Consider the following 20404-nt stretch of genomic DNA (forward strand, 5'->3'; position numbering starts at 1 on the left):
TTGCGTTTCCACGCGTGTTGTGGCCGGCTGATTTCATCGCTACACAGCAAGCTTTTCGAACACCTTTTTAAGAATCAGTGGGAGTCCAACATGGCTCGTGTATGCAAGATCACCGGCAAGCGCCCGATGGTCGGGAACAATGTTTCCCACGCCAATAACAAAACCAAGCGTCGTTTCTTGCCCAACCTGCAATACCGCAAGTTCTGGGTTGAAAGTGAAAACCGTTGGGTGCGTCTGCGCATCTCCAACGCCGCCCTGCGCACCATCGACAAAGTCGGCATCGACGTTGTGCTGGCCGATCTTCGCGCCCGTGGCGAAGCTTAATTCGGGAGCAATGAATCATGCGTGAAAAGATCAAACTGGAATCGACCGCAGGTACTGGTCACTTTTACACCACTACCAAGAACAAGCGCACCATGCCAGAAAAGATGGAGATCAAGAAGTTTGATCCCGTCGTTCGTAAGCATGTTGCCTACAAAGAAACCAAGCTGAAGTAAGCTACTGGTTACTTGGTAGTATGTAGTCGCAAACCCCCGCTATAAACGGGGGTTTTGTTTTTGGTCTTTCTGCGGCAGCATCATGTGCCATGAGCCAATCCAAACGCGCGATCATCCTATTTGCCCACGGGGCACGCGACCCGCAATGGGCCGAGCCATTCCTGCAGCTTTCGCGACGAGTGCAGCAGAACATGCCTGAATGCACTATCACCCTCGCCTTTCTTGAGCTGATGACTCCCAGCCTCACAGACTGCGCAACCCTACTTGCAGAACAAGGGGCTCACGAAATCACTATCGTCCCAGCCTTTATGGCGCGTGGCGCACATCTGCGGCAAGATCTACCGGTATTGGTAGATGAGTTGGCTCAGCAATTTCCCCATATACAGTTCCGAGTCACCGCTGCATTGGGTGAAGCCGATCCCGTGTTAGCCGCCATGGCTGACTGGATTGCCCTGCAATAACCCTACCCCACATTCCCCACAACACTTCGTATCAATTCTCAAACCAGCTACGGCTCACTGTCTTGATCCAGGACTTGGCAAGACCCTGCCTTGCCCACATCTATGGCCCTAGCCAGTACTGCGCTATGCAGATTTACAACAACCCAGAGCAATTGCCCCACTTCCATGCAGACTTGGCATGGAGAATATTCGCAGCTGTTTAAATTCCCTTTATTCTTCTTTACTCAGCCCTACACGCGGGTTGGTGTAGTCACCACGGTATTCAATCAATTACCCCGTCGCCACTTTCCTGCAAGCCAATACATCCACAGACGTTCTGTTCACTCACAACAACACGGACGCAGCCACTGGTGAAGAGTCTCGCGTTGGCCGAATAGGTATTTCCCAGTAGGACGATTTCTACCTTCTCAAAAGAGACAAGTCACACAGACCCAGCAACCATGCGTATTTAAAGAAATCTAAGGGTGCAAAGCCCGTTCGAGTATGGAGGAAACATTCATGAGTAATTTGGCAAATACCAGCACTGAAATCACCATTTCTGCCAGACCCATGACCAAGGAGGAACGCAAAGTTATCTTTGCCTCCTCTCTTGGTACAGTCTTCGAATGGTATGACTTCTACTTGTATGGCTCACTCGCCGCCATCATAGCGTCGCACTTCTTTGCGGGCGTCAACGACACCACAGCCTTTATCTTTGCCTTGATGGCCTTTGCCGCAGGCTTTGCAGTACGCCCATTTGGCGCACTTGTATTTGGCCGCCTTGGGGACATGATCGGCCGGAAGTACACCTTCCTGGTCACCATACTGATCATGGGACTTTCCACTGCCATCGTCGGTTTGCTGCCCAGTTATGCAACTATCGGGATTGCCGCGCCTATCATCCTGATTGTCCTACGGTTGCTGCAGGGTCTTGCGCTTGGCGGCGAATATGGTGGTGCAGCAACCTATGTGGCCGAACATGCGCCACAAGGCAAAAGAGGCCTCTACACCAGCTTCATTCAAACCACTGCCACGATGGGCTTATTCCTGTCCTTGCTTGTCATCTGGACCTGTCGCAACAGCCTGGGCGCCGATGCCTTCAAAGAATGGGGATGGCGCATACCTTTCCTCCTCTCACTGATCATGCTGGTGGTCTCGGTCTATATCCGAATGCAGCTCAATGAATCGCCAGCGTTCAAGAAAATGAAAGCAGAAGGCAAACACTCCACTGCACCATTAACCGAGTCTTTCTTACGCTGGCCCAATCTGCGCGTTGTGCTGTTATCGCTATTTGGCGGTACCGCCGGCCAGGCTGTGGTCTGGTATACAGGTCAGTTCTACGCTTTGTTCTTCTTGACCAAAACCCTCGGTGTAGAGGCTGACCGCGCCGACTTACTGATTGCCATTTCTTTAGCGCTGGCTACCCCGGGCTTTATTCTGTTCGGCGCATTGTCGGACAAAATTGGCCGTAAGAAGATCATCATGGCGGGCTGCCTGATTGCCGCCATCAGCTACTTTCCGATCTTCAAAGCGCTGACGCACTACGCAAACCCAGCTCTGGAGACCGCTGTCGCCAATGCCCCGGTAAAGGTCATTGCCGACCCAGCCAAATGCGCGTTTCAGTTTGACCCGATTGGTAAAGCCAGCTTCAAACAAAGTTGCGACATCATCAAGTCTGCGCTGGCCAAAAAGGGCATACCCTATAGCAATGTAGTCGCCCCCACTGGTTCCGTTGCATTCGTCAGCGTTGGTAGCGCGGTTATCCCCAGCTTTGAAGGAGAAAAACTGACCAAGGACGACTTCAAGGCGCAAGCCGAAGTCTTCAACAAGTCGCTTGGGGAAGCGCTTAAGCAAGCGGGTTACCCGGCCAAGTCAGAACCGGATCGAATGAATACTCCGATGGTGGTCCTGCTACTGACGATCCTGGTGCTCTTCGTAACCATGGTATACGGCCCCATTGCCGCCTGGCTGGTTGAGCTGTTTCCTACAAAAATTCGCTATACCTCTATGTCCCTGCCCTATCACATCGGCAATGGGTGGTTCGGTGGTTTCCTACCTACCGTGGCTTTTGCGATGGTCGCAGCGACCGGGGACATCTATTACGGCCTCTGGTACCCAATTGGGTTCGCCATTATGACCTTCTTGATAGGTATGCTTTTCGCCCCAGAAACGAAAGACCGAGACATTTACGCCAACGATTGAGCCAAGTAGTGCGCCAGTCTTTCAATCAATGCAACCCCAGACTGGTGCAGACCCTGAACCCAACACAAATACATTTGTTCCGACTCGTACGCACCCAGATAACTTCACAATAAAGGAGCCTTCATGCCCACGATCGATTCCATTCTCAAGGAAACCCGGCAGTTCCCCCCTTCGGAGGACTTTCGTCAACACGCCACTATTTCGGGCATGAATAGTTACAAAGGGCTGTGTGAACAGGCAGATAACCAGTATCTGCCTTACTGGGAAGGCCTTGCTCGTGAGTTGATCACCTGGAAAAAGCCATTCACACGTGTACTGGATGACTCGAATGCGCCGTTTTTCAAATGGTTCGACGATGGTGTACTCAACGTCAGCTACAACTGCCTGGACCGCCATCTGGCCAAGCATGCCGACAAAACCGCCATCATTTTCGAAGCCGATGATGGAACCGTTACCCGGGCAAGCTACGCCGAATTACATCGTCGGGTATGCCAGTTCGCCAATGGTCTTCGGTCGCTCGGTATTGCCAAAGGCCAGCGTGTAATCATCTACATGCCCATGAGCATTGAAGCCGTGATAGCTATGCAGGCCTGCGCCCGCATTGGGGCCATCCATTCCGTCGTATTCGGCGGCTTCTCGGCAAAGTCGGTGCAGGAACGCATTGTCGATGCCGGCGCTGTCGCCGTCATCACCGCTAACGAAGGGATGCGGGGGGGGAAAGCTGTTCCACTGAAAGCGGTAGTAGATGATGCCTATGGTCTGGGTAACTGCAGCTCCGTCAAACATACCATCGTCTATCAGCGTACCCCCAGCACGCCAAACCAATGGCAGGAAGACCGTGACATCTGGTGGCACAAGCTGGTCGAAGGTCAGGCAGACAGCTGCGAACCAGAATGGATGGGAGCGGAAGATCCGCTTTTCATCCTCTATACCTCCGGTTCAACCGGTAAGCCAAAAGGTATTCAGCACTCCAGTGCTGGGTATTTGCTTGGTGCAATGAATTCCTTCCGCTGGGTATTCGATATCAAGCCCAACGACGTATTCTGGTGTACAGCAGATGTAGGTTGGATCACCGGGCATAGCTATGTCTGTTATGGCCCGCTGAGCATGGCCGCCACCCAGGTCATCTTCGAAGGGGTACCCACCTATCCCGATGCACACCGCTTCTGGCAAATGATTGAGCGACACAAGGTCAGCATTTTCTACACAGCCCCCACTGCCATCCGTTCGCTGATCAAACTTGGCAGCGATTTCCCTCGGCAGCACGATCTGTCCAGCCTGCGCTTATTGGGTACTGTCGGCGAACCTATCAACCCCGAAGCCTGGATCTGGTATCACGAAGTAGTCGGCAAAGGTCGCTGTCCTATTGTCGACACCTGGTGGCAAACCGAAACCGGCTCGATCATGATCGCCCCATTGCCAGGAGTCGTGGCTACCAAACCCGGTTCCTGTACCTTACCGTTGCCTGGTGTTATGGCTGATATCGTGGATGAATCAGGTGAAACAGTTGAACCGGGCAAAGGCGGCATGCTGGTCATCAAGAAGCCCTTCCCTAGTCTGGTGCGCACCATCTGGGGCGACCCGGAACGCTTTAAAAAGACTTATTTCCCAGAGGAATTCAAAGGCCAGTATTACTTGGCTGGAGACTCTGCCCACCGCGATGAGCATGGCTACTTCTGGATCATGGGGCGCATTGATGATGTACTGAATGTATCCGGCCATCGCTTGGGTACGATGGAAATCGAGTCCGCGCTTGTGGCCAATTCAATGGTAGCCGAAGCCGCTGTCGTGGGTAGACCGCATGAAATCAAGGGCGAAGCGGTGGTCGCCTTTGTCGTACTGAAAGGTCCACGTCCTGATGGCGAAGAAGCCAGAAAGACAGTGGAGCAGCTGAAGTCATGGGTAGCACAGGAGATCGGCAAGATCGCCCAGCCAGACGATATCCGGTTTGGCGACAATCTACCGAAAACTCGATCAGGCAAAATCATGCGGCGTTTGTTACGCGCCATTGCCCGCGGCGAAGAAATCACCCAAGATACATCTACCTTGGAGAACCCAGCGATCCTGCAGCAGCTGCAAGAACCCGCTGCGTAACCCCCACCCTCTTATCTGTGAAACCGCCAAAGAAAAACCCGGCTTCCGCCGGGTTTTTCTTTGGTTCAACTTACTATCAGGCTTCGCTATCGACTGGTGTGGCCACCGGCGCAACTTCTTCAGCCAATGCCGCCTTGATCGACAAGCGGACACGACCTTTGTCGTCCTGCTCCAACGCCTTCACGCGGACGATCTGGCCTTCCTTCAGGTAATCAGCCACGTTGTTGACGCGTTCGTTGGCAATCTGGCTCACATGCACCAAGCCGTCCTTACCCGGCATGATTTGCACGATTGCACCAACATTCTTATCGAGAATCTTTACAACCGGGCCTTCGTAGATCTTGCCGATTTCGACTTCAGCAGTGATCTCACCGATACGACGCTTGGCTTCATCTGCACCTTCGCTGGAAACCGAAGCGATAGTGATCGTGCCATCTTCGCCGATATCAATCTGCGTACCGGTCTCTTCGGTCAACGCACGGATTACTGCACCACCCTTGCCGATTACGTCACGAATCTTCTCAGGATTGATCTTCATGGTGTAAAGACGTGGCGCGTGCTGCGACACTTCTTCACGGGCATGGTCCAGAGAGCCCTTCATGATCTTCAAAATATGCAGGCGGCCTTCCTTGGCCTGGTCCAGCGCCACACGCATGATTTCCTTGGTGATGCCTTGGATCTTGATATCCATTTGCAAGGCGGTCACGCCGTTCTCGGTACCCGCTACCTTAAAGTCCATATCACCCAGATGATCTTCATCACCCAGAATGTCGGACAGCACAGCAAAGCGGTTGCCTTCCAGAATCAAGCCCATAGCGATACCTGCCACGTGCGACTTCAATGGCACACCGGCATCCATCAGCGCCAAGCTGCCACCGCAGACAGACGCCATCGAGGATGAACCATTCGACTCGGTGATTTCAGACACAACGCGCATCGAGTAGCTGAAGTCTTCCTTCTTCGGCAACACAGCAACCAATGCACGCTTGGCCAGACGGCCATGACCGATTTCGCGGCGCTTTGGCGTACCCACACGGCCAGTCTCGCCGGTTGAATACGGAGGGAAGTTGTAATGCAGCATAAAGCGGTCGGTGTATTCACCGGTCAACGCATCGATCTTCTGCTCATCCAACTTGGTGCCCAAGGTAGCGACAACCAGACCCTGGGTTTCACCACGAGTGAACAGTGCCGAACCGTGGGTACGTGGCAACACACCGGTGCGCACTTCGATTGGACGCACCGTACGGGTATCGCGGCCATCGATACGTGGGTAGCCATCCAGGATCTGGTTACGCACGATCTTGGCTTCCAGACCGTGGAAGATATCCTTGATCTGGTTGGCACGCAGCGTATCGGTATCCTCAGTAATCAACGCGGTCTTAACCTTGTCCCAGGTATCGTTGATTTGCGCCACACGCGCTTGCTTTTGCGGAATGCGGAATGCCATCCTCAGGCCTTCATTGGCCAATCCACCTACTTGGCCGATCAAGTCCTGATCAGCTGCAGGTTCTTGCCAATCCCAAACCTCAGGGTTCACAGCATCAGCCAACTCATTGATGGCGTTGATGGCTGCTTGCATTTGGTCATGACCGAACACCACGGCACCCAACATGACAGTTTCCGACAGCTCCTGAGCTTCTGATTCCACCATCAGCACAGCATTGGCGGTACCCGCCACGACCAAATCCAGTTCGGAAGTAGCCAACTCGGCTTTGGTTGGGTTGAGCAGGTATTCACCATTAGCGTAACCAACACGAGCTGCACCGATCGGGCCTTGGAAAGGCAGACCGGAAATAGCCAGTGCAGCAGAAGCACCGATCACAGATGGAATGTCCGGGTCGATCTCAGGATTGACAGACATCACTGTCGCGACGATCTGAATCTCGTTGTAGAACGCTTCCGGAAACAATGGACGGATCGGACGGTCAATCAGACGCGATGTGAGGATTTCTTTTTCGGAAGGACGGCCTTCACGCTTGAAAAAGCCACCAGGAATCTTACCTGCAGCGTAGGTACGCTCTTGATAATCAACGGTCAGAGGGAAAAAGTCCTGGCCGGGTTTGACATTCTTGGCACCGACTACGGTAACCAGTACTACGGTGTCATCCATCGACACCATCACGGCGCCTGATGCTTGACGGGCAATTTCACCCGTTTCTAGGGTAACAGTGTGCTTGCCATAGGCAAACGATTTGGAGATGCGATTGAACACGCTTTTCTTCCTTTTCAACGGGTCACGCTCAGCTGAATGACCCTTTTCCGCCGACGCGCTGAGCACAGTCCGCAGACCGACGCCGGGGTTCCAGCCAACTTACTAGCCATCGGGCGTGGCCGGAACCACTTCACACCCAACAGAATCCGAATTCTTTACTTGCTTACCTTTGAGGCGGGCCACAACTTATCGTTGACCACCACTAACACGGCACATAAGTCTCATTCACAGCTGGCTACCCAGCAGTAGCCTGAACAGGTTCTTGGCCAGCAAAGAATCACAATAGGACAACTAATCGCAGCTAACAGCTTTAGTCACAGTGAAATCCACGAATAAAGGTATTTCCAGCGACAATGAACATTACAAACCGCCAAAAATGCAAAAAGCCGCTGCATCGCAGCGGCTTTTTTTGAAACGCTTACTTACGCAGACCCAACTTAGCGATCAGATCGCGGTAGCCGTCCAGGTTGGTGCGCTTGTAATAAGCCAGCAACTTACGACGCTGGTTCACCATCTTCAACAAACCGCGACGGCTGTGGTTGTCCTTGGCGTTTGCCTTGAAGTGTTCAGTCAGACCGTTGATACGAGCGGTCAACAACGCCACTTGTACTTCGGTAGAACCAGTGTCACCTGCGGCGCGCTGGTACTGTTTAACGATCTCAGCTTTTTTTTCGACAGAAATTGCCATTTTTACTGCTCCAGATACAAAAGCACCAAATGGTGCAGACAAGCCAAGCGAGTCGATTTGCTAACCAACCCCTCCAGGCTTCCAATAAACACTGCTCAGCTATGAACAACCGTAGAAAGCAGTCTACGCGGATACAAAACATGGTCAGCTAACGCCGCCAAACCTAAAAAGCTTGGCTTGTCCCCACTCATGTCGCCATACACACGCAAGCTTTCGATTATCCCATCCTTGGCGGGAAAACGCACGGACAATCCGTGGGTTAGCTTATTCGTGTCCGTTGCATCGAGCGTCACTGCTGGCAAATCGGCTACCAAACTATCAACAGGCAATAGACACGCATCACGCCCCCCCAACTCCATGGCTTCAAAGTCAGCCAGGGACAATGCATTTTCCAAACGAAAACCTGCCGTCGCGGTACGACGCAACCCAGTCAGGTGGGCGCCACATCCCAGCCGCTCGCCGATGTCTTCAGACAGCGTTCGAATATAGGTGCCTTTACTGCAACGAACATCCAGCACCACGGTCTCACCATCGAAGCTCAGAACTTCGATAGCGTAAATCGTAATCCTACGTGCCTCACGGGGGATGGTTATGCCCGCCCGGGCATATTCGTATAGCGGCTTACCTTCATGCTTCAGCGCCGAATACATTGGCGGTACCTGATCGTATTCGCCAATGAAATGCTGAACGGCTGCATCCAGATCATACCGGGCAACCTGTACCGGACAAGTCGACAAAACTTCGCCTTCCATATCACCCGTGGTAGTGGTCGACCCAAGCTTCAAAGTTGCGGTGTATCGCTTATCTGCATCCAGCATACGCTGGGCAAACTTGGTCGCATCACCAAAACAAAGTGGCAGCAAACCCGTCGCCAATGGATCGAGTACACCAGTGTGTCCACCCTTCTCCGCCTGCAATAGCCATTTACATTTCTGCAGTGCCTGGTTGCTCGATACACCATAAGGTTTGTCAAACAAGAGCACGCCGTGAACGGGACGCTTAATTCTCTTTGTTTGCGTCTGTTTCATCGTCTGCGGGCGCCGTAGTTTGCATTGCCTGATCAATCAACTTATCTAGCGACATGCCATATTCAACCGAGCGGTCGTATACAAAATGCAATTCGGGCATCTTGAACAGCTTGATACGCTTGGAAAGCTCGCTACGCAGCCAGCCTGCCGAACGATTCAAGGTGTATTCAGTTTCCTGTTCATCACCCTTCATCAGGGTGTAGAACACTTTGGCATGGCTCATATCACGCGTCACTTCTACGCCTGTCAACGTCACCATACCAATACGAGGGTCCTTCAACTCAAGCCGAATCAGCTCGGCGAGTTCACGCTGCATTTGCTGAGCAACGCGGTCGGAACGGGTAAAGTCTTTTGCCATGATCTCGTGAGGAGTAAAGCGTGAGCACGCAATTACAGCAACTCACGCATGGTTAAACATAAAGTACAACAGGCGCAAACCCTTGCGGAGTCTGCGCCTGCCGATGTGCTGGAGTGAATGGTACTTTCGCGCCTTCACTCGTCAGAACCGGTTTGCCTGCCTATCGCAGATTTAAACCGGTTCTCACACCTCACAGAGTACGGGCCACTTCAACGATTTCGAAGACTTCCAGCATGTCGCCTTCTTGAATATCGTTGTAGTTCTTCAACTGCAAGCCACACTCGTAGCCAGCCTTAACTTCCTTGACGTCGTCCTTGAAGCGCTTGAGGCTGTCCAGTTCGCCTTGATGGATAACCACGTGGTTACGCAGCAGGCGTACGCCGGCACCGCGTTTGACCACCCCATCATGCACAAAGCAGCCTGCAATCGAGCCAACCTTGGACACCACGAAGACCTGACGGATCTCGACCGAACCAATGATCTGTTCTTTCTTCTCTGGCGCCAACATGCCAGACAACGCAGCACGAACCTCATCTACAGCGTCGTAGATAATGTTGTAGTAACGGATGTCGACACCTTCGTTTTCGGCCAACTTACGCGCCATGGCATCGGCACGCACGTTAAAGCCGATGACGACGGCCTTGGAAGCCAGCGCGAGATTGACGTCGGATTCGGTAATGCCACCCACACCTGAGTGCAGAATATTGACGCGCACTTCGTTGGTCGAAAGCTTCTGCAAGCTTTGCGACAACGCTTCGAACGAACCTTGCACGTCAGCCTTGATGATGATGGGCAGGTTCTGCACTTCGCCCTCGGTCATCGAAGCCATCAGGTTTTCGAGCTTGGCAGCCTGCTGCTTGGCCAGCTTCACATCCCGGAACTTACCCTGACGGAACAAGGCGATTTCACGTGCTTTGCGCTCATCAGCCAGCACCATGGCGTCTTCACCGGCATTTGGCACTTCGGACAAACCGAGAATCTCAACCGGAATCGACGGACCAGCTTCGTTGATGTTCTTGCCATTTTCATCAAGCATGGCGCGAACCTTACCGAACACTGCACCAGCCAACACGGTATCGCCTTTCTTCAGCGTACCGGACTGCACCAGCATTGTCGCAACAGGACCACGGCCTTTATCCAGACGGGCTTCAATGATCAGCCCCTTGGCAGGCACATCAACCGGTGAGGTCAGCTCCAACACTTCTGCTTGCAACAGAATGGCATCCAGCAAGCCATCGATATTGGTCCCCATCTTGGCTGAAACCTCGATGAACTGGGTATCGCCACCCCAATCTTCCGGCACCACTTCATGCGCCACCAGCTCTTGGCGAATACGCTCAATATTGGCACCTTGCTTATCGATCTTGTTCACCGCAACCACGATAGGCACCTTGGCGGCCTTGGCATGGTGGATGGCTTCAATCGTCTGAGGCATCACACCGTCATCTGCTGCCACAACTAGCACCACGATATCGGTAGCACTCGCACCGCGGGCACGCATGGCGGTAAACGCCTCGTGACCCGGGGTATCCAGGAAGGTGATCATGCCCTTGTCAGTCTCGACATGGTAAGCACCGATGTGCTGGGTAATACCACCGGCTTCACCGGCAGCCACTTTTGCACGACGGATGTAGTCCAGCAGCGAAGTCTTACCATGGTCAACGTGACCCATCACCGTCACCACCGGTGCGCGTGGCAGAGCATCGTGCTCTTGCTTCTCATCAACACCCAGATAGGTTTCAGGATCATCGAGCTTGGCAGCCTTGGCTACGTGGCCCATTTCCTCGACGACAATCATGGCCGTTTCCTGGTCAAGCACCTGGTTGATGCTCACCATCATGCCCATCTTCATCAGGGTCTTGATCACCTCAGTGGCCTTCACAGCCATCTTATGGGCCAAGTCCGCTACAGAGATGGTCTCCGGCACATCGATTTCACGGCTGATCGGCTCGGTAGGTGCTTGGAAGCCATGAGCATTCTCATCGCTGGCTCCTTTGCTGCGACCACCTTTTTTGCCACTCTTCCAGGCAGTGGTTGTAGTGGTATCGCCACCACGGGTCTTGAGACCGCCGCGGCGCTTTGCACCATCACCCCAAGCATCCTTAGCGGGCGCTGCTGCGCCACCTTTCTTAGGTTCATTACCCGAAGCTTTGACTTCTTTCTTCGCGTCACTGGACTTGCTGGGCGCACGGTGCAAGGTGTGGTCTGCAGGTGCAGCCGCCTTAGGCGCAGCCGCTTGAGCTGCTGCCTGTTGGGCTTGCAATGCCTGCTGCTCCTGTGCTGCCTTACGGGCTGATTCACGGTCTTGCTTGGCTTTGATATCCGCAGCCTGCCGTTCAAATAACGCCCGCTGACGTGCCGCTTGAATGGCACGCGAGTCCAGCTCAGCTTGGCCCAACACCTCCGCACGCGACAATGGCGGTGCCGGCGCAGCCGCTGGCGCACGCATCTCAGCTACAGCCACCGACTGGCTTTCGGCAACTGTCTCTGCCACCAATTCCTCTTCGCGCTCTTCAACGACTTCTGGAACAACAGGGGCCGGCACTGGCTCCGGTTCCTTCTGTACCACGACAGGCTCAGGTGCCGCCTCAACTACCGGCGCAGCGGCTTCAACCACTTCGACAGGCACTTCTACTTCAATAGGTGCTACCTCAGCCTCTACCTCTGCCTTCACAGGCACAGATTCCGGCGTCAACAGCACACGCTTCTTCTTTACCTCAACCTGAATTGTGCGATTCTTGCCTGTCGCATCTGACTTCTTTATTTCAGTCGTCTGCTTACGCGCCAAGGTCACCTTAGGCTTATCCATAGCCTGGCCATGGACGCTGCGCAGGTACACAAGCAACTTGGTCTTGTCCTGCTCAGTCAGCGGGTCATGCACACCGGCCTTTTGTACGCCAGCAGCGTGCAATTGGTCCAACAAGTGTTGCGGCGGCATCTTCAAATCAGCCGCGAATTGGCTCACGTTCATTTCTGTCATTCTGGGTCCCGTCTCCTTGCCGTGTCCGGCATACTTCTGCTCGAACGCCTGGTTTACTCAAACCAGTGGGCGCGGGCGATCATGATCAATTTCTTGGCAGCCTCGGTTTCGATACCTGTCATCTCGACAAGTTCGTCCACCGAAAGCTCAGCGAGGTCATCGCGCGTTGCGATTGCATGAGCTGCTAGAGCGCGCGCAATCTCAGGGGTAATGCCCTCAAGATGCTGCAACTCTTCAACGTCATGCTCAACCTGCTCCTCCTTCGCAATAGCCTGTGTTAACAGGGAATCGCGAGCACGGCTGCGTAACTCATTCACCAAAGCCTCGTCGAAGCCGTCAATACCGAGCATTTCTTCCACTGGTACATAGGCCACTTCTTCCAGCGAGGAAAAACCTTCCTGCACCAGAATCTCAGCCACTTCCTCATCCACATCAAGCGCAGCCATAAACAGGCTGCGTACCTTGGCGTACTCGACTTCGTGTTTCTGCTCAGCCTGTTCCAAGGTCATGATGTTGATATTCCAGCCGGTAAGCTCACTGGCCAGGCGGACATTCTGCCCACCCCGTCCAATGGCCATAGCCAGATTTTCCTCATCGACAGCAACATCCATGCTGTGACTTTCTTCATCCACCATGATCTTCTGCACTTCAGCCGGTGCAAGCGCCCCCAGCACAAACTGGGCAGGGTCTGCAGACCAAAGTACGATATCAACCCGCTCACCCGCGAGCTCGCCAGTAACTGCCTGGACACGAGAGCCACGCATGCCGATGCAAGTTCCCTGCGGATCAACGCGAGGGTCGTTCGACTTGACAGCAATCTTTGCACGGGCACCAGGATCACGAGCAGCGCCCTTGATCTCAATGAGACCTTCTTCGATCTCGGGCACTTCCAGCTCAAACAACTTGGCGATGAATTCCGGTACGGTACGACTCAAAATCAGCTGAGCACCACGACCATCCCGGTCGATTTTGACCAAATAGGCGCGAACTCTATCCCCAACCCGTAAATTCTCTTTGGGAATCATGTGCTCGCGCGGCAACTTGGCTTCCAGCTTGCCCACTTCCACAATGGCGTTGCCACGCTCAATGCGCTTGATGGTACCGGTAACCAGGTGTTCTTTACGGTCCAGAAAATCATTCAGAATCTGTTCGCGCTCAGCATCACGTATTTTCTGCAAAATCACCTGCTTTGCAGTTTGCGCACCAATACGGCCAAATTCGATCGGCTCAAGCGGCTCTTCATAAAAATCGCCAATTGCAAGTGCAAGGCTTTTTTCTTTTACATCAGTGATGGCGAATTGCCGTGCAGGCTCTTCGTGGTCATTGTCCTCGACCACTTCCCAGCGCCGGAAGCTCTCGTAATCGCCTGTGGCGCGATTGATCGCAACACGTACCTCCACATCATCCGTGTAGCGCTTCTTGGTGGCCGAAGCCAGTGCCATCTCAAGTGCGCTGAACACGATTTCTTGCGCCACGTTTTTTTCACGTGCCAAGGCATCGACCAGCAACAGGATTTCACGACTCATTACTCGATTACCTCCAACCGATATTGCTTCAGGCTTGCGCCAAATCTCTCGAAAACCGTCTTAGAACCTGATCACAGTCTGATTAATGCATAAACTGCTATCGAGACCTATGTGCCGCTCGGAATTCTCATGCACCTAAGCATACTCAGGTTCCTGCGCTCCATTTCGCCCCACTGCAGATACCCATCAAAACTGTCGAACACGCCCCTTAGAGCGACACGCCAACTCAGAACACCGGCACCAATTTCGCCTTGTCAATCTGCATCAACGGCACTGCTACGGTTTGATCCGCACTCACTGCTACAAGCACCGCTCCATCAGCGACACCCTTCAACTCACCCTGGACTGACTTTTTCCCGTCCAGAGGCAAGCGCAGCTTGATCTTCACCTGTTCACCGGCAAACCGGACGAAATCAGCCTCCCGCTTGAGCGGCCTATCCAGTCCTGGCGATGAAATCTCCAGTCGGTCGTAATCAACGTTCTCCACCATGAATACACGGCTCAGATGATTACTAACCGCCACACAGTCGTCGAGCGTGATGCCGCCTTCTTTATCGATGAAGACCCGCATCAAGCCATTACGGGCCAGTTCGAAATCAACCAGCTCGTAACCGAGACCAACAAGCGTTGTGTCGAGAAAATGTTGCAAATCCATGATGCGTCGCGCCAATAAAAAATGGGCCCTTGAAGCCCACCCTGATGAAACTAGAAATGAAATTCCCGCTATTTTAACCACTTAGCGCCGGAAGCGAAACCCCACAAGAGGGGATAAACGTTCTACATGGGGTCCGAATGGTACTTGGCGCAGCATATTCTATTCCGGTACAGTGCCAGCCCGGTCGCGCGTAGGTGGCGCACGGTTCAGACCGCTCATGCGGTGTACAGAATAGAAAACAGGGAGACAGCAATGGAAAAAATCTGGCTGAACCAGTACCAGCAAGGCGTACCCGCGGAAATCGATGTAAATGAATTTCAGTCGGCTGGCGACGTATTCGAACGCAGCGTCAGCAAATTCAAGGATCGACCCGCTTTCAGCAATTCTATCAAATTTGCGCAACGCACCATGAGCTATGGCGAGGTTGATAGCGCATCTCGTGACCTCGGCGCATATCTGCAGCAGGAATTGAAGCTGGGGAAAGGTGAGCGCGTCGCAGTCATGATGCCCAATCTGCTGCAATACCCCGTGTGTGTGTTTGGCGTGCTACGTGCCGGCCTGACCGTAGTCAACGTCAACCCGCTCTATACACCACGTGAACTTGAGCACCAGCTCAAAGATTCCGGTGCGACCACAATCATCATTGTGGCGAATTTCGCCCATGTACTGGCAGAGGTTATTAGTAAGACCCCGATAAAGCATGTCATCGTCACCGAGATGGGCGATATGCTTGGCTTTAAGGGAACCATTATCAGCTTCCTGCTCAAGTACCTTAAGAAGATGGTACCTGCGTACACCCTTCCGAATGCCACCCCCTTTAACAAAGCCTTAAGCGTAGGCAAGCAACACGAACTCAAGAAGGTAGATGTCGGCCACGACGATATTGCCTTTTTGCAATACACCGGCGGCACAACCGGTGTTTCCAAAGGCGCGATGCTGACGCATCGCAATATCATTGCAAACATGCAACAAGCACATGCTTGGCTTCGTCCTTTGATTCAGGAAGGCCAGGAAATTATTGTTTGCGCACTACCGCTCTACCATATCTTTTCGCTGACCGCGAACTGCATGACTTTCACCAAGATTGGTGGGCTGAATGTCTTGATCACCAATCCACGTGATATCCCAGCCTTTATAGAAGAACTGACAAAATTCCCCATCACCTGCATGACAGGGGTAAATACGCTCTTCAACGCCCTGATCAACCATGCCGACTTCAAGAAGGTGAACTTCAGCACATGGAAGTTGGCGCTGGGTGGTGGTATGGCGGTACAAAAAGCGGTAGCCGAGAAATGGACCACCGTTACTGGCGTACCGCTTATTGAAGCTTACGGGCTGACTGAAGCGTCACCTGCTGTCTGTATCAATCCGATGAATCTCAAAGGTTACAACGGTGCAATTGGCCTGCCGATTTCTTCCACAGAGATTCAGATCAGAGACACCGATGGCAAGGAAGTCGGTATCGATATGGCAGGTGAGCTGTGGATGAAAGGCCCGCAAGTCATGAAGGGTTATTGGCAGCGCCCAGAAGAAACCGCCAAGGTACTGGATGCCGACGGCTGGTTAGCAACCGGGGACATGGCCATCGTGCATCCGGATGGCTTTATAAAGCTTGTAGACCGCAAGAAAGACATGATTCTGGTGTCAGGCTTTAACGTCTACCCCAATGAAGTGGAAGACGTAGTCGCCATGCACCCAGGCATTTTGGAAGTAGCGTGCATCGGTGTGCCCGATGACAAGTCCGGCGAAATAGTGAAGATCTTCGTGGTGAAGAAGGATGCAGCACTCACTGAAAGCGCCATCCTCGAGCATTGCAAGAAAAACCTGACTGGCTACAAAGTCCCCAAATCCGTAGAGTTCCGCACTGAGCTGCCTAAAACCAATGTGGGCAAGATTCTCCGTCGGGCGCTGCGTGATGAAGTGGTTGCCCGTGCTAGCTAGTTGAGCCTTCAATCTTTGTAGAACCTGTTCACAGTCGTAGTGGTATCTAAGTCCTCAGAATTGCTACATAGCAAGTTCGTGAACAGCTACAGAGATTCAGATATCCTTAAAACCCGCCCAACGTGCGGGTTTTGCTTTTTCCACGTGCTACACTCGACTTGATACCATGCTCCGGGCATACGACTAGCCATGAACCTATTCCCATTCTTCAAGATGATGGCGGAACGCCAAGCCAGCGACCTCTTTATCACTGCCGGCAGCCCGGTACAGGTGAAGATTCAAGGCGTTCTTTACCCAGTCAACAAGCAAGTTCTCGACTCACAGCAGGTCAAGTCACTGGCTTATGAATTGATGGACGAGGACCAACGCCATACCTTCGAGGCCGAATGGGAAATGAACTTCGGCTACCCTATTGAGGACCTCGGTAATTTCCGGGTGAATGTCTTTCGCCAACGCGGCAATGTCGGCATGGTGGTGCGCTTTATCAAGGCGACCTCCCCCACGATCGACCAGCTACGCCTGCCTGAGTCCCTCAAGTCGCTGGTCATGGAAAAGCGGGGGTTGGTTTTTGTTGTGGGGTCTACCGGCTCAGGGAAGACATCGACCATTACAGCCATGTTGGAGCATCGTAATACCATCGCACCCGGGCACATCCTCACCATCGAGGACCCGATCGAATATATCTATCCAAACCGCCAGAGTATCGTCAATCAGCGTGAGGTCGGCATCGATACGCATAGTTTTTCCGATGCACTCAAGAACGCCATGCGGGAAGCGCCTGACGTACTGATGATTGGCGAAATCCGCGACAAGATGACCATGCAGCATGCTCTGACCTATGCCCAGGCAGGCCATCTGATCATCTCCACCTTGCACGCCAATAACAGTTACCACTCGATGAACCGCATCATCAACTTCTTCCCGCATGAAGCGCGTGAAAGCTTGTTGATGGACTTGTCAGTGGCACTCAGAGCCGTTATTTCGCAACGTTTGGTCAAAAATATGCAAGGTCAGCTTGTACCTGCGGTTGAGGTAATGCTCAATACCAGCCGTATTGCCGATCTAATCAAGAGTGGCGAGATTGATCAAATGAAAGAGGCCATGGAACAAAGCCTCTCGCAAGGGTCTCAGACCTTTGAGCAAGCGCTTTATAAGCTCTACAAGGCGGGTGAGATCACTTACGACGAAGCCCTGACCAATGCCGATTCCGCCTCCAACCTCGCATGGCTGGTCAATAACGCCCAGTCGCTGGAAGAAATGGATGCAGAGAAAGAAAAACGGCGTCAGGAAAGAGAAGCCAATAACACGGCTGAACCCGATGTCAGCTTCAACATTGACCTGCACTGATCAGAAACAAACACGATGAAGCTTTACGGCATTTCCAATTGCGATACCGTCAAGAAAGCACGAAGTTGGCTGAGCGAACACGGTAAAGCACATGAATTTCATGACTTCAAAAAGCAAGGTGTCAGTACCGAACTACTGAGCCAATGGATCAACCAGATTGGCTGGGAAGTTCTGGTCAATAAGCAGGGAACCACCTGGCGCAAACTGGATTCAGACAGCCAAGCCGGTGTCGTTGACGCCGCCAGCGCCATTGCACTGATGCAGGCGCATCCTTCCCTGATTAAAAGACCGGTGCTTGATCACGGCGGGAAGCTACTGGTTGGCTTCAAACCAGAAATCTACGCCGCCCTGTCCTAGTATCTGTTCGTGATCTGTCACAAGCTGTGATCAGTAGCACACGCACCTGATTACAGTTGCTTAGTAAGATCGGGGGCAAGTTCTTAAACCCACGCCAGCATGAATATCCAATGAGCGAGCGAACCTTAGAGCTGGCAAAGCAGCTGATCGGCCTCAATTCCACCACCCCCGTGGATGCTGGTTGCCAGGAAATCCTGATTCAACGACTGGCAGCGCTTGGCTTTGAAATCGAGCGGATGCGCCATGGAGATGTAGACAATCTCTGGGCGCGTCGTGGTCAAGCGGCCCCCCTGATCTGTTTCGCCGGACATACCGACGTGGTACCAACAGGGCCGGTAGACCAATGGCGCAGCGAGCCTTTTACGCCGGAAGTGCGAGATGGATTGCTTTATGGCCGTGGCGCTGCGGATATGAAGGCTTCGCTGGCCAGTTTTGTCGTCGCAACCGAGGACTTTATCGCTGCACACCCCAATCATGCGGGGTCCATCGCCTTCTTGATCACCTCTGACGAGGAAGGTCCTGCTGTTGACGGTACAGTCCGTGTTGTCGAGACGCTATCGGCACGAGGGGAGACGATGGATTACTGCATCGTTGGCGAACCCACCTCTGCACAGCAATTCGGTGACACCATCAAGAATGGCCGACGCGGTTCACTGTCTGGCCGTCTGCGTGTTTATGGTATCCAAGGACATATTGCCTATCCCCACCTGGCGAAAAACCCCGTTCACCTTACTGCACCTGCCATCGCCGAACTCGCGGCAACCGATTGGGATGAAGGCAACGCATACTTTCCGGCAACGACTTGGCAGATATCCAATATCCATGCTGGCACAGGTGCGACCAATGTCATACCTGGCGAATTAGTCATACAGTTCAACTTTCGCTATGGCACTGCCAGTACAGCAGAAAATCTAAAAGACAAAGTAGCCACCATTCTGGATAGTTATTCGCTCGATTACCATATCGATTGGACACTGAGCGGCCGCCCCTTCCTGACCCAACCCGGCCATTTGTCCAGCGCATTGCAAGCCGCGATCAAAGCAGAAACCGGATTGAATGCAGCGTTGTCGACAACGGGCGGCACTTCGGATGGCCGCTTTATTGCTGCGATATGCCCACAGGTTGTCGAGTTCGGGCCGCTCAACGCTACTATCCACAAGCTCAACGAATGTGTCGCGGTTGCTGATCTACCCAAGCTTACCGCCATTTACCGTCGCACCCTGGAAACCCTCTTGTTGTAGGAATTCATATGACTTTACCCGTCGCCCTGATTACCGGCGCCAGCAGCGGTTTTGGCCTTGCCATAGCACAACGCCTGCTGGCACGTGGTTTCCGCGTTATTGCCACTGCACGGCGGCAGGATAGGCTTTCAGCCCTGGCGGAGCAGTATCCAACCCAGGTACTCCCACTCGCCCTGGATATTCGTGATCGCAATACCATCAGGTCCTCCATCGCCGAATTGCCAGCCGACTGGGCCGATATCGACCTTCTGGTAAACAATGCAGGCTTGGCGCTTGGCTTGGCACCAGCCCAGTCCGCCAGTATGGACGATTGGCAGACCATGATCGATACCAACTGCCTGGGCCTTGCCGCCATCACCCATGCTGTACTACCTGGCATGGTGGCCCGAAATCGCGGTCTCATCGTGAATATCGGCTCCATCGCCGGCGACTACGCCTACCCAGGTGGGAATGTTTACGGCGCAACCAAGGCTTTCGTCCACCAATTCAGCTTGAACCTGAAGGCAGACCTTTTAGGTACCGCTGTACGCGTAAGTTGCCTGGAGCCCGGTCTTGCGGGCGGCAGTGAGTTCTCAAAGGTACGCTTTCAAGGCGACGAGACAAAAGCCGCCAGCATTTACCAAGGCACCCAACCGCTGATGCCGGATGACATCGCCTCCGTCGTGGAGTGGCTGGCAACCTTGCCGCCACATATCAACATCAACGTGATGGAAATGATGCCGGTTTGCCAAGCGCCATCAGCACTTACCATCCATCGAAAAAGTCAGGTGTAAAAGCACCAGGCTTGGTTTTATTACCAAATGCAGACGATGGCTTTACACAACAACGCATAGATCCA

General features: G+C 53.2%; 17 protein-coding genes. 10 read left to right on the forward strand and 7 right to left on the reverse strand.

Annotated elements, in window-relative coordinates; all coding sequences use genetic code 11:
• Positions 1-90 precede the first annotated feature (90 nt).
• The 5 genes from rpmB to acs all read left to right on the forward strand — a co-directional run bounded on the left by rpmB (position 91) and on the right by acs (position 5233).
• Positions 91-324: a 50S ribosomal protein L28 gene (gene rpmB, locus ACUHMQ_RS03930; protein WP_445294148.1), complete on the forward strand. Its 234-nt coding sequence runs from the start codon at positions 91-93 to the stop codon at positions 322-324.
• A 17-nt stretch (positions 325-341) separates the two neighbouring features.
• The gene (rpmG, locus tag ACUHMQ_RS03935) at positions 342-497 is read left to right on the forward strand and encodes a 50S ribosomal protein L33 (RefSeq protein WP_144280681.1); all 156 of its coding nucleotides are present in this window, start codon (positions 342-344) and stop codon (positions 495-497) included.
• A gap of 89 nt (positions 498-586) precedes the next feature.
• Positions 587-958, forward strand: a complete 372-nt coding sequence (locus ACUHMQ_RS03940) for a sirohydrochlorin chelatase (RefSeq protein WP_445294149.1) — start codon at positions 587-589, stop codon at positions 956-958.
• A gap of 498 nt (positions 959-1456) precedes the next feature.
• Positions 1457-3139 (forward strand): MFS transporter, encoded by a 1683-nt coding sequence (locus ACUHMQ_RS03945; RefSeq protein WP_445294150.1) that lies wholly within the window; start codon positions 1457-1459, stop codon positions 3137-3139.
• Positions 3140-3262: 123 nt separating this feature from the next.
• A complete protein-coding gene (acs, locus tag ACUHMQ_RS03950; protein WP_445294151.1) occupies positions 3263-5233 on the forward strand; it encodes an acetate--CoA ligase in 1971 nt (656 codons plus the stop codon).
• A gap of 76 nt (positions 5234-5309) precedes the next feature.
• Here acs and pnp read toward each other — a convergent pair whose 3' ends face one another.
• The 7 genes from pnp to rimP form a co-directional block, all read right to left on the reverse strand.
• Entirely contained in the window at positions 5310-7445 is a 2136-nt protein-coding gene (pnp, locus tag ACUHMQ_RS03955; protein WP_445294152.1) for a polyribonucleotide nucleotidyltransferase, read from the reverse strand.
• A gap of 418 nt (positions 7446-7863) precedes the next feature.
• Entirely contained in the window at positions 7864-8133 is a 270-nt protein-coding gene (rpsO, locus tag ACUHMQ_RS03960) for a 30S ribosomal protein S15 (RefSeq protein ID WP_445294153.1), read from the reverse strand.
• Positions 8134-8228: 95 nt separating this feature from the next.
• Positions 8229-9116: a tRNA pseudouridine(55) synthase TruB gene (gene truB / locus ACUHMQ_RS03965; RefSeq protein ID WP_445294227.1), complete on the reverse strand. Its 888-nt coding sequence runs from the start codon at positions 9114-9116 to the stop codon at positions 8229-8231.
• Between the two features lie 16 nt (positions 9117-9132).
• On the reverse strand, positions 9133-9519 hold the full coding sequence (rbfA, locus tag ACUHMQ_RS03970; protein WP_445294154.1) for a 30S ribosome-binding factor RbfA: 387 nt from the start codon (positions 9517-9519) through the stop codon (positions 9133-9135).
• Positions 9520-9709: 190 nt separating this feature from the next.
• Entirely contained in the window at positions 9710-12490 is a 2781-nt protein-coding gene (infB, locus tag ACUHMQ_RS03975) for a translation initiation factor IF-2 (RefSeq protein WP_445294228.1), read from the reverse strand.
• Between the two features lie 62 nt (positions 12491-12552).
• Positions 12553-14025 (reverse strand): transcription termination factor NusA, encoded by a 1473-nt coding sequence (nusA, locus tag ACUHMQ_RS03980; RefSeq protein WP_445294155.1) that lies wholly within the window; start codon positions 14023-14025, stop codon positions 12553-12555.
• Between the two features lie 226 nt (positions 14026-14251).
• Positions 14252-14680, reverse strand: coding sequence for a ribosome maturation factor RimP (gene rimP, locus ACUHMQ_RS03985; protein ID WP_445294156.1), 429 nt, complete (start codon positions 14678-14680; stop codon positions 14252-14254).
• A gap of 252 nt (positions 14681-14932) precedes the next feature.
• Here rimP and ACUHMQ_RS03990 point away from each other — a divergent pair, with 252 nt between their 5' ends.
• The 5 genes from ACUHMQ_RS03990 (at position 14933) to ACUHMQ_RS04010 (ending at position 20339) form a co-directional block, all read left to right on the forward strand.
• On the forward strand, positions 14933-16621 hold the full coding sequence (locus tag ACUHMQ_RS03990) for an AMP-binding protein (protein WP_445294157.1): 1689 nt from the start codon (positions 14933-14935) through the stop codon (positions 16619-16621).
• Between the two features lie 189 nt (positions 16622-16810).
• Entirely contained in the window at positions 16811-17968 is a 1158-nt protein-coding gene (locus ACUHMQ_RS03995; protein ID WP_445294158.1) for a PilT/PilU family type 4a pilus ATPase, read from the forward strand.
• Positions 17969-17983: 15 nt separating this feature from the next.
• Positions 17984-18325, forward strand: a complete 342-nt coding sequence (locus ACUHMQ_RS04000; protein ID WP_445294159.1) for an ArsC family reductase — start codon at positions 17984-17986, stop codon at positions 18323-18325.
• Between the two features lie 110 nt (positions 18326-18435).
• The gene (dapE, locus tag ACUHMQ_RS04005) at positions 18436-19566 is read left to right on the forward strand and encodes a succinyl-diaminopimelate desuccinylase (protein ID WP_445294160.1); all 1131 of its coding nucleotides are present in this window, start codon (positions 18436-18438) and stop codon (positions 19564-19566) included.
• An 8-nt stretch (positions 19567-19574) separates the two neighbouring features.
• Positions 19575-20339 (forward strand): SDR family NAD(P)-dependent oxidoreductase, encoded by a 765-nt coding sequence (locus tag ACUHMQ_RS04010; RefSeq protein WP_445294161.1) that lies wholly within the window; start codon positions 19575-19577, stop codon positions 20337-20339.
• Positions 20340-20404: the final 65 nt, after the last annotated feature.

The organism is Chitinimonas violaceus (assembly GCF_052601015.1).

Excerpts from the sequence above, each read along its gene's own strand:
- rimP (WP_445294156.1), bottom strand. The coding sequence starts at position 14,680 with ATGGATTTGCAACATTTTCTCGACACAACGCTTGTTGGTCTCGGTTAC.
- ACUHMQ_RS03990 (WP_445294157.1), top strand. The coding sequence starts at position 14,933 with ATGGAAAAAATCTGGCTGAACCAGTACCAGCAAGGCGTACCCGCGGAA.
- ACUHMQ_RS04000 (WP_445294159.1), top strand. The coding sequence starts at position 17,984 with ATGAAGCTTTACGGCATTTCCAATTGCGATACCGTCAAGAAAGCACGA.
- ACUHMQ_RS03995 (WP_445294158.1), top strand. The coding sequence starts at position 16,811 with ATGAACCTATTCCCATTCTTCAAGATGATGGCGGAACGCCAAGCCAGC.
- rbfA (WP_445294154.1), bottom strand. The coding sequence starts at position 9,519 with ATGGCAAAAGACTTTACCCGTTCCGACCGCGTTGCTCAGCAAATGCAG.
- acs (WP_445294151.1), top strand. The coding sequence starts at position 3,263 with ATGCCCACGATCGATTCCATTCTCAAGGAAACCCGGCAGTTCCCCCCT.
- dapE (WP_445294160.1), top strand. The coding sequence starts at position 18,436 with ATGAGCGAGCGAACCTTAGAGCTGGCAAAGCAGCTGATCGGCCTCAAT.
- rpmB (WP_445294148.1), top strand. The coding sequence starts at position 91 with ATGGCTCGTGTATGCAAGATCACCGGCAAGCGCCCGATGGTCGGGAAC.
- ACUHMQ_RS03945 (WP_445294150.1), top strand. The coding sequence starts at position 1,457 with ATGAGTAATTTGGCAAATACCAGCACTGAAATCACCATTTCTGCCAGA.
- ACUHMQ_RS03940 (WP_445294149.1), top strand. The coding sequence starts at position 587 with ATGAGCCAATCCAAACGCGCGATCATCCTATTTGCCCACGGGGCACGC.
- rpmG (WP_144280681.1), top strand. The coding sequence starts at position 342 with ATGCGTGAAAAGATCAAACTGGAATCGACCGCAGGTACTGGTCACTTT.
- ACUHMQ_RS04010 (WP_445294161.1), top strand. The coding sequence starts at position 19,575 with ATGACTTTACCCGTCGCCCTGATTACCGGCGCCAGCAGCGGTTTTGGC.
- nusA (WP_445294155.1), bottom strand. The coding sequence starts at position 14,025 with ATGAGTCGTGAAATCCTGTTGCTGGTCGATGCCTTGGCACGTGAAAAA.
- infB (WP_445294228.1), bottom strand. The coding sequence starts at position 12,490 with ATGAACGTGAGCCAATTCGCGGCTGATTTGAAGATGCCGCCGCAACAC.
- rpsO (WP_445294153.1), bottom strand. The coding sequence starts at position 8,133 with ATGGCAATTTCTGTCGAAAAAAAAGCTGAGATCGTTAAACAGTACCAG.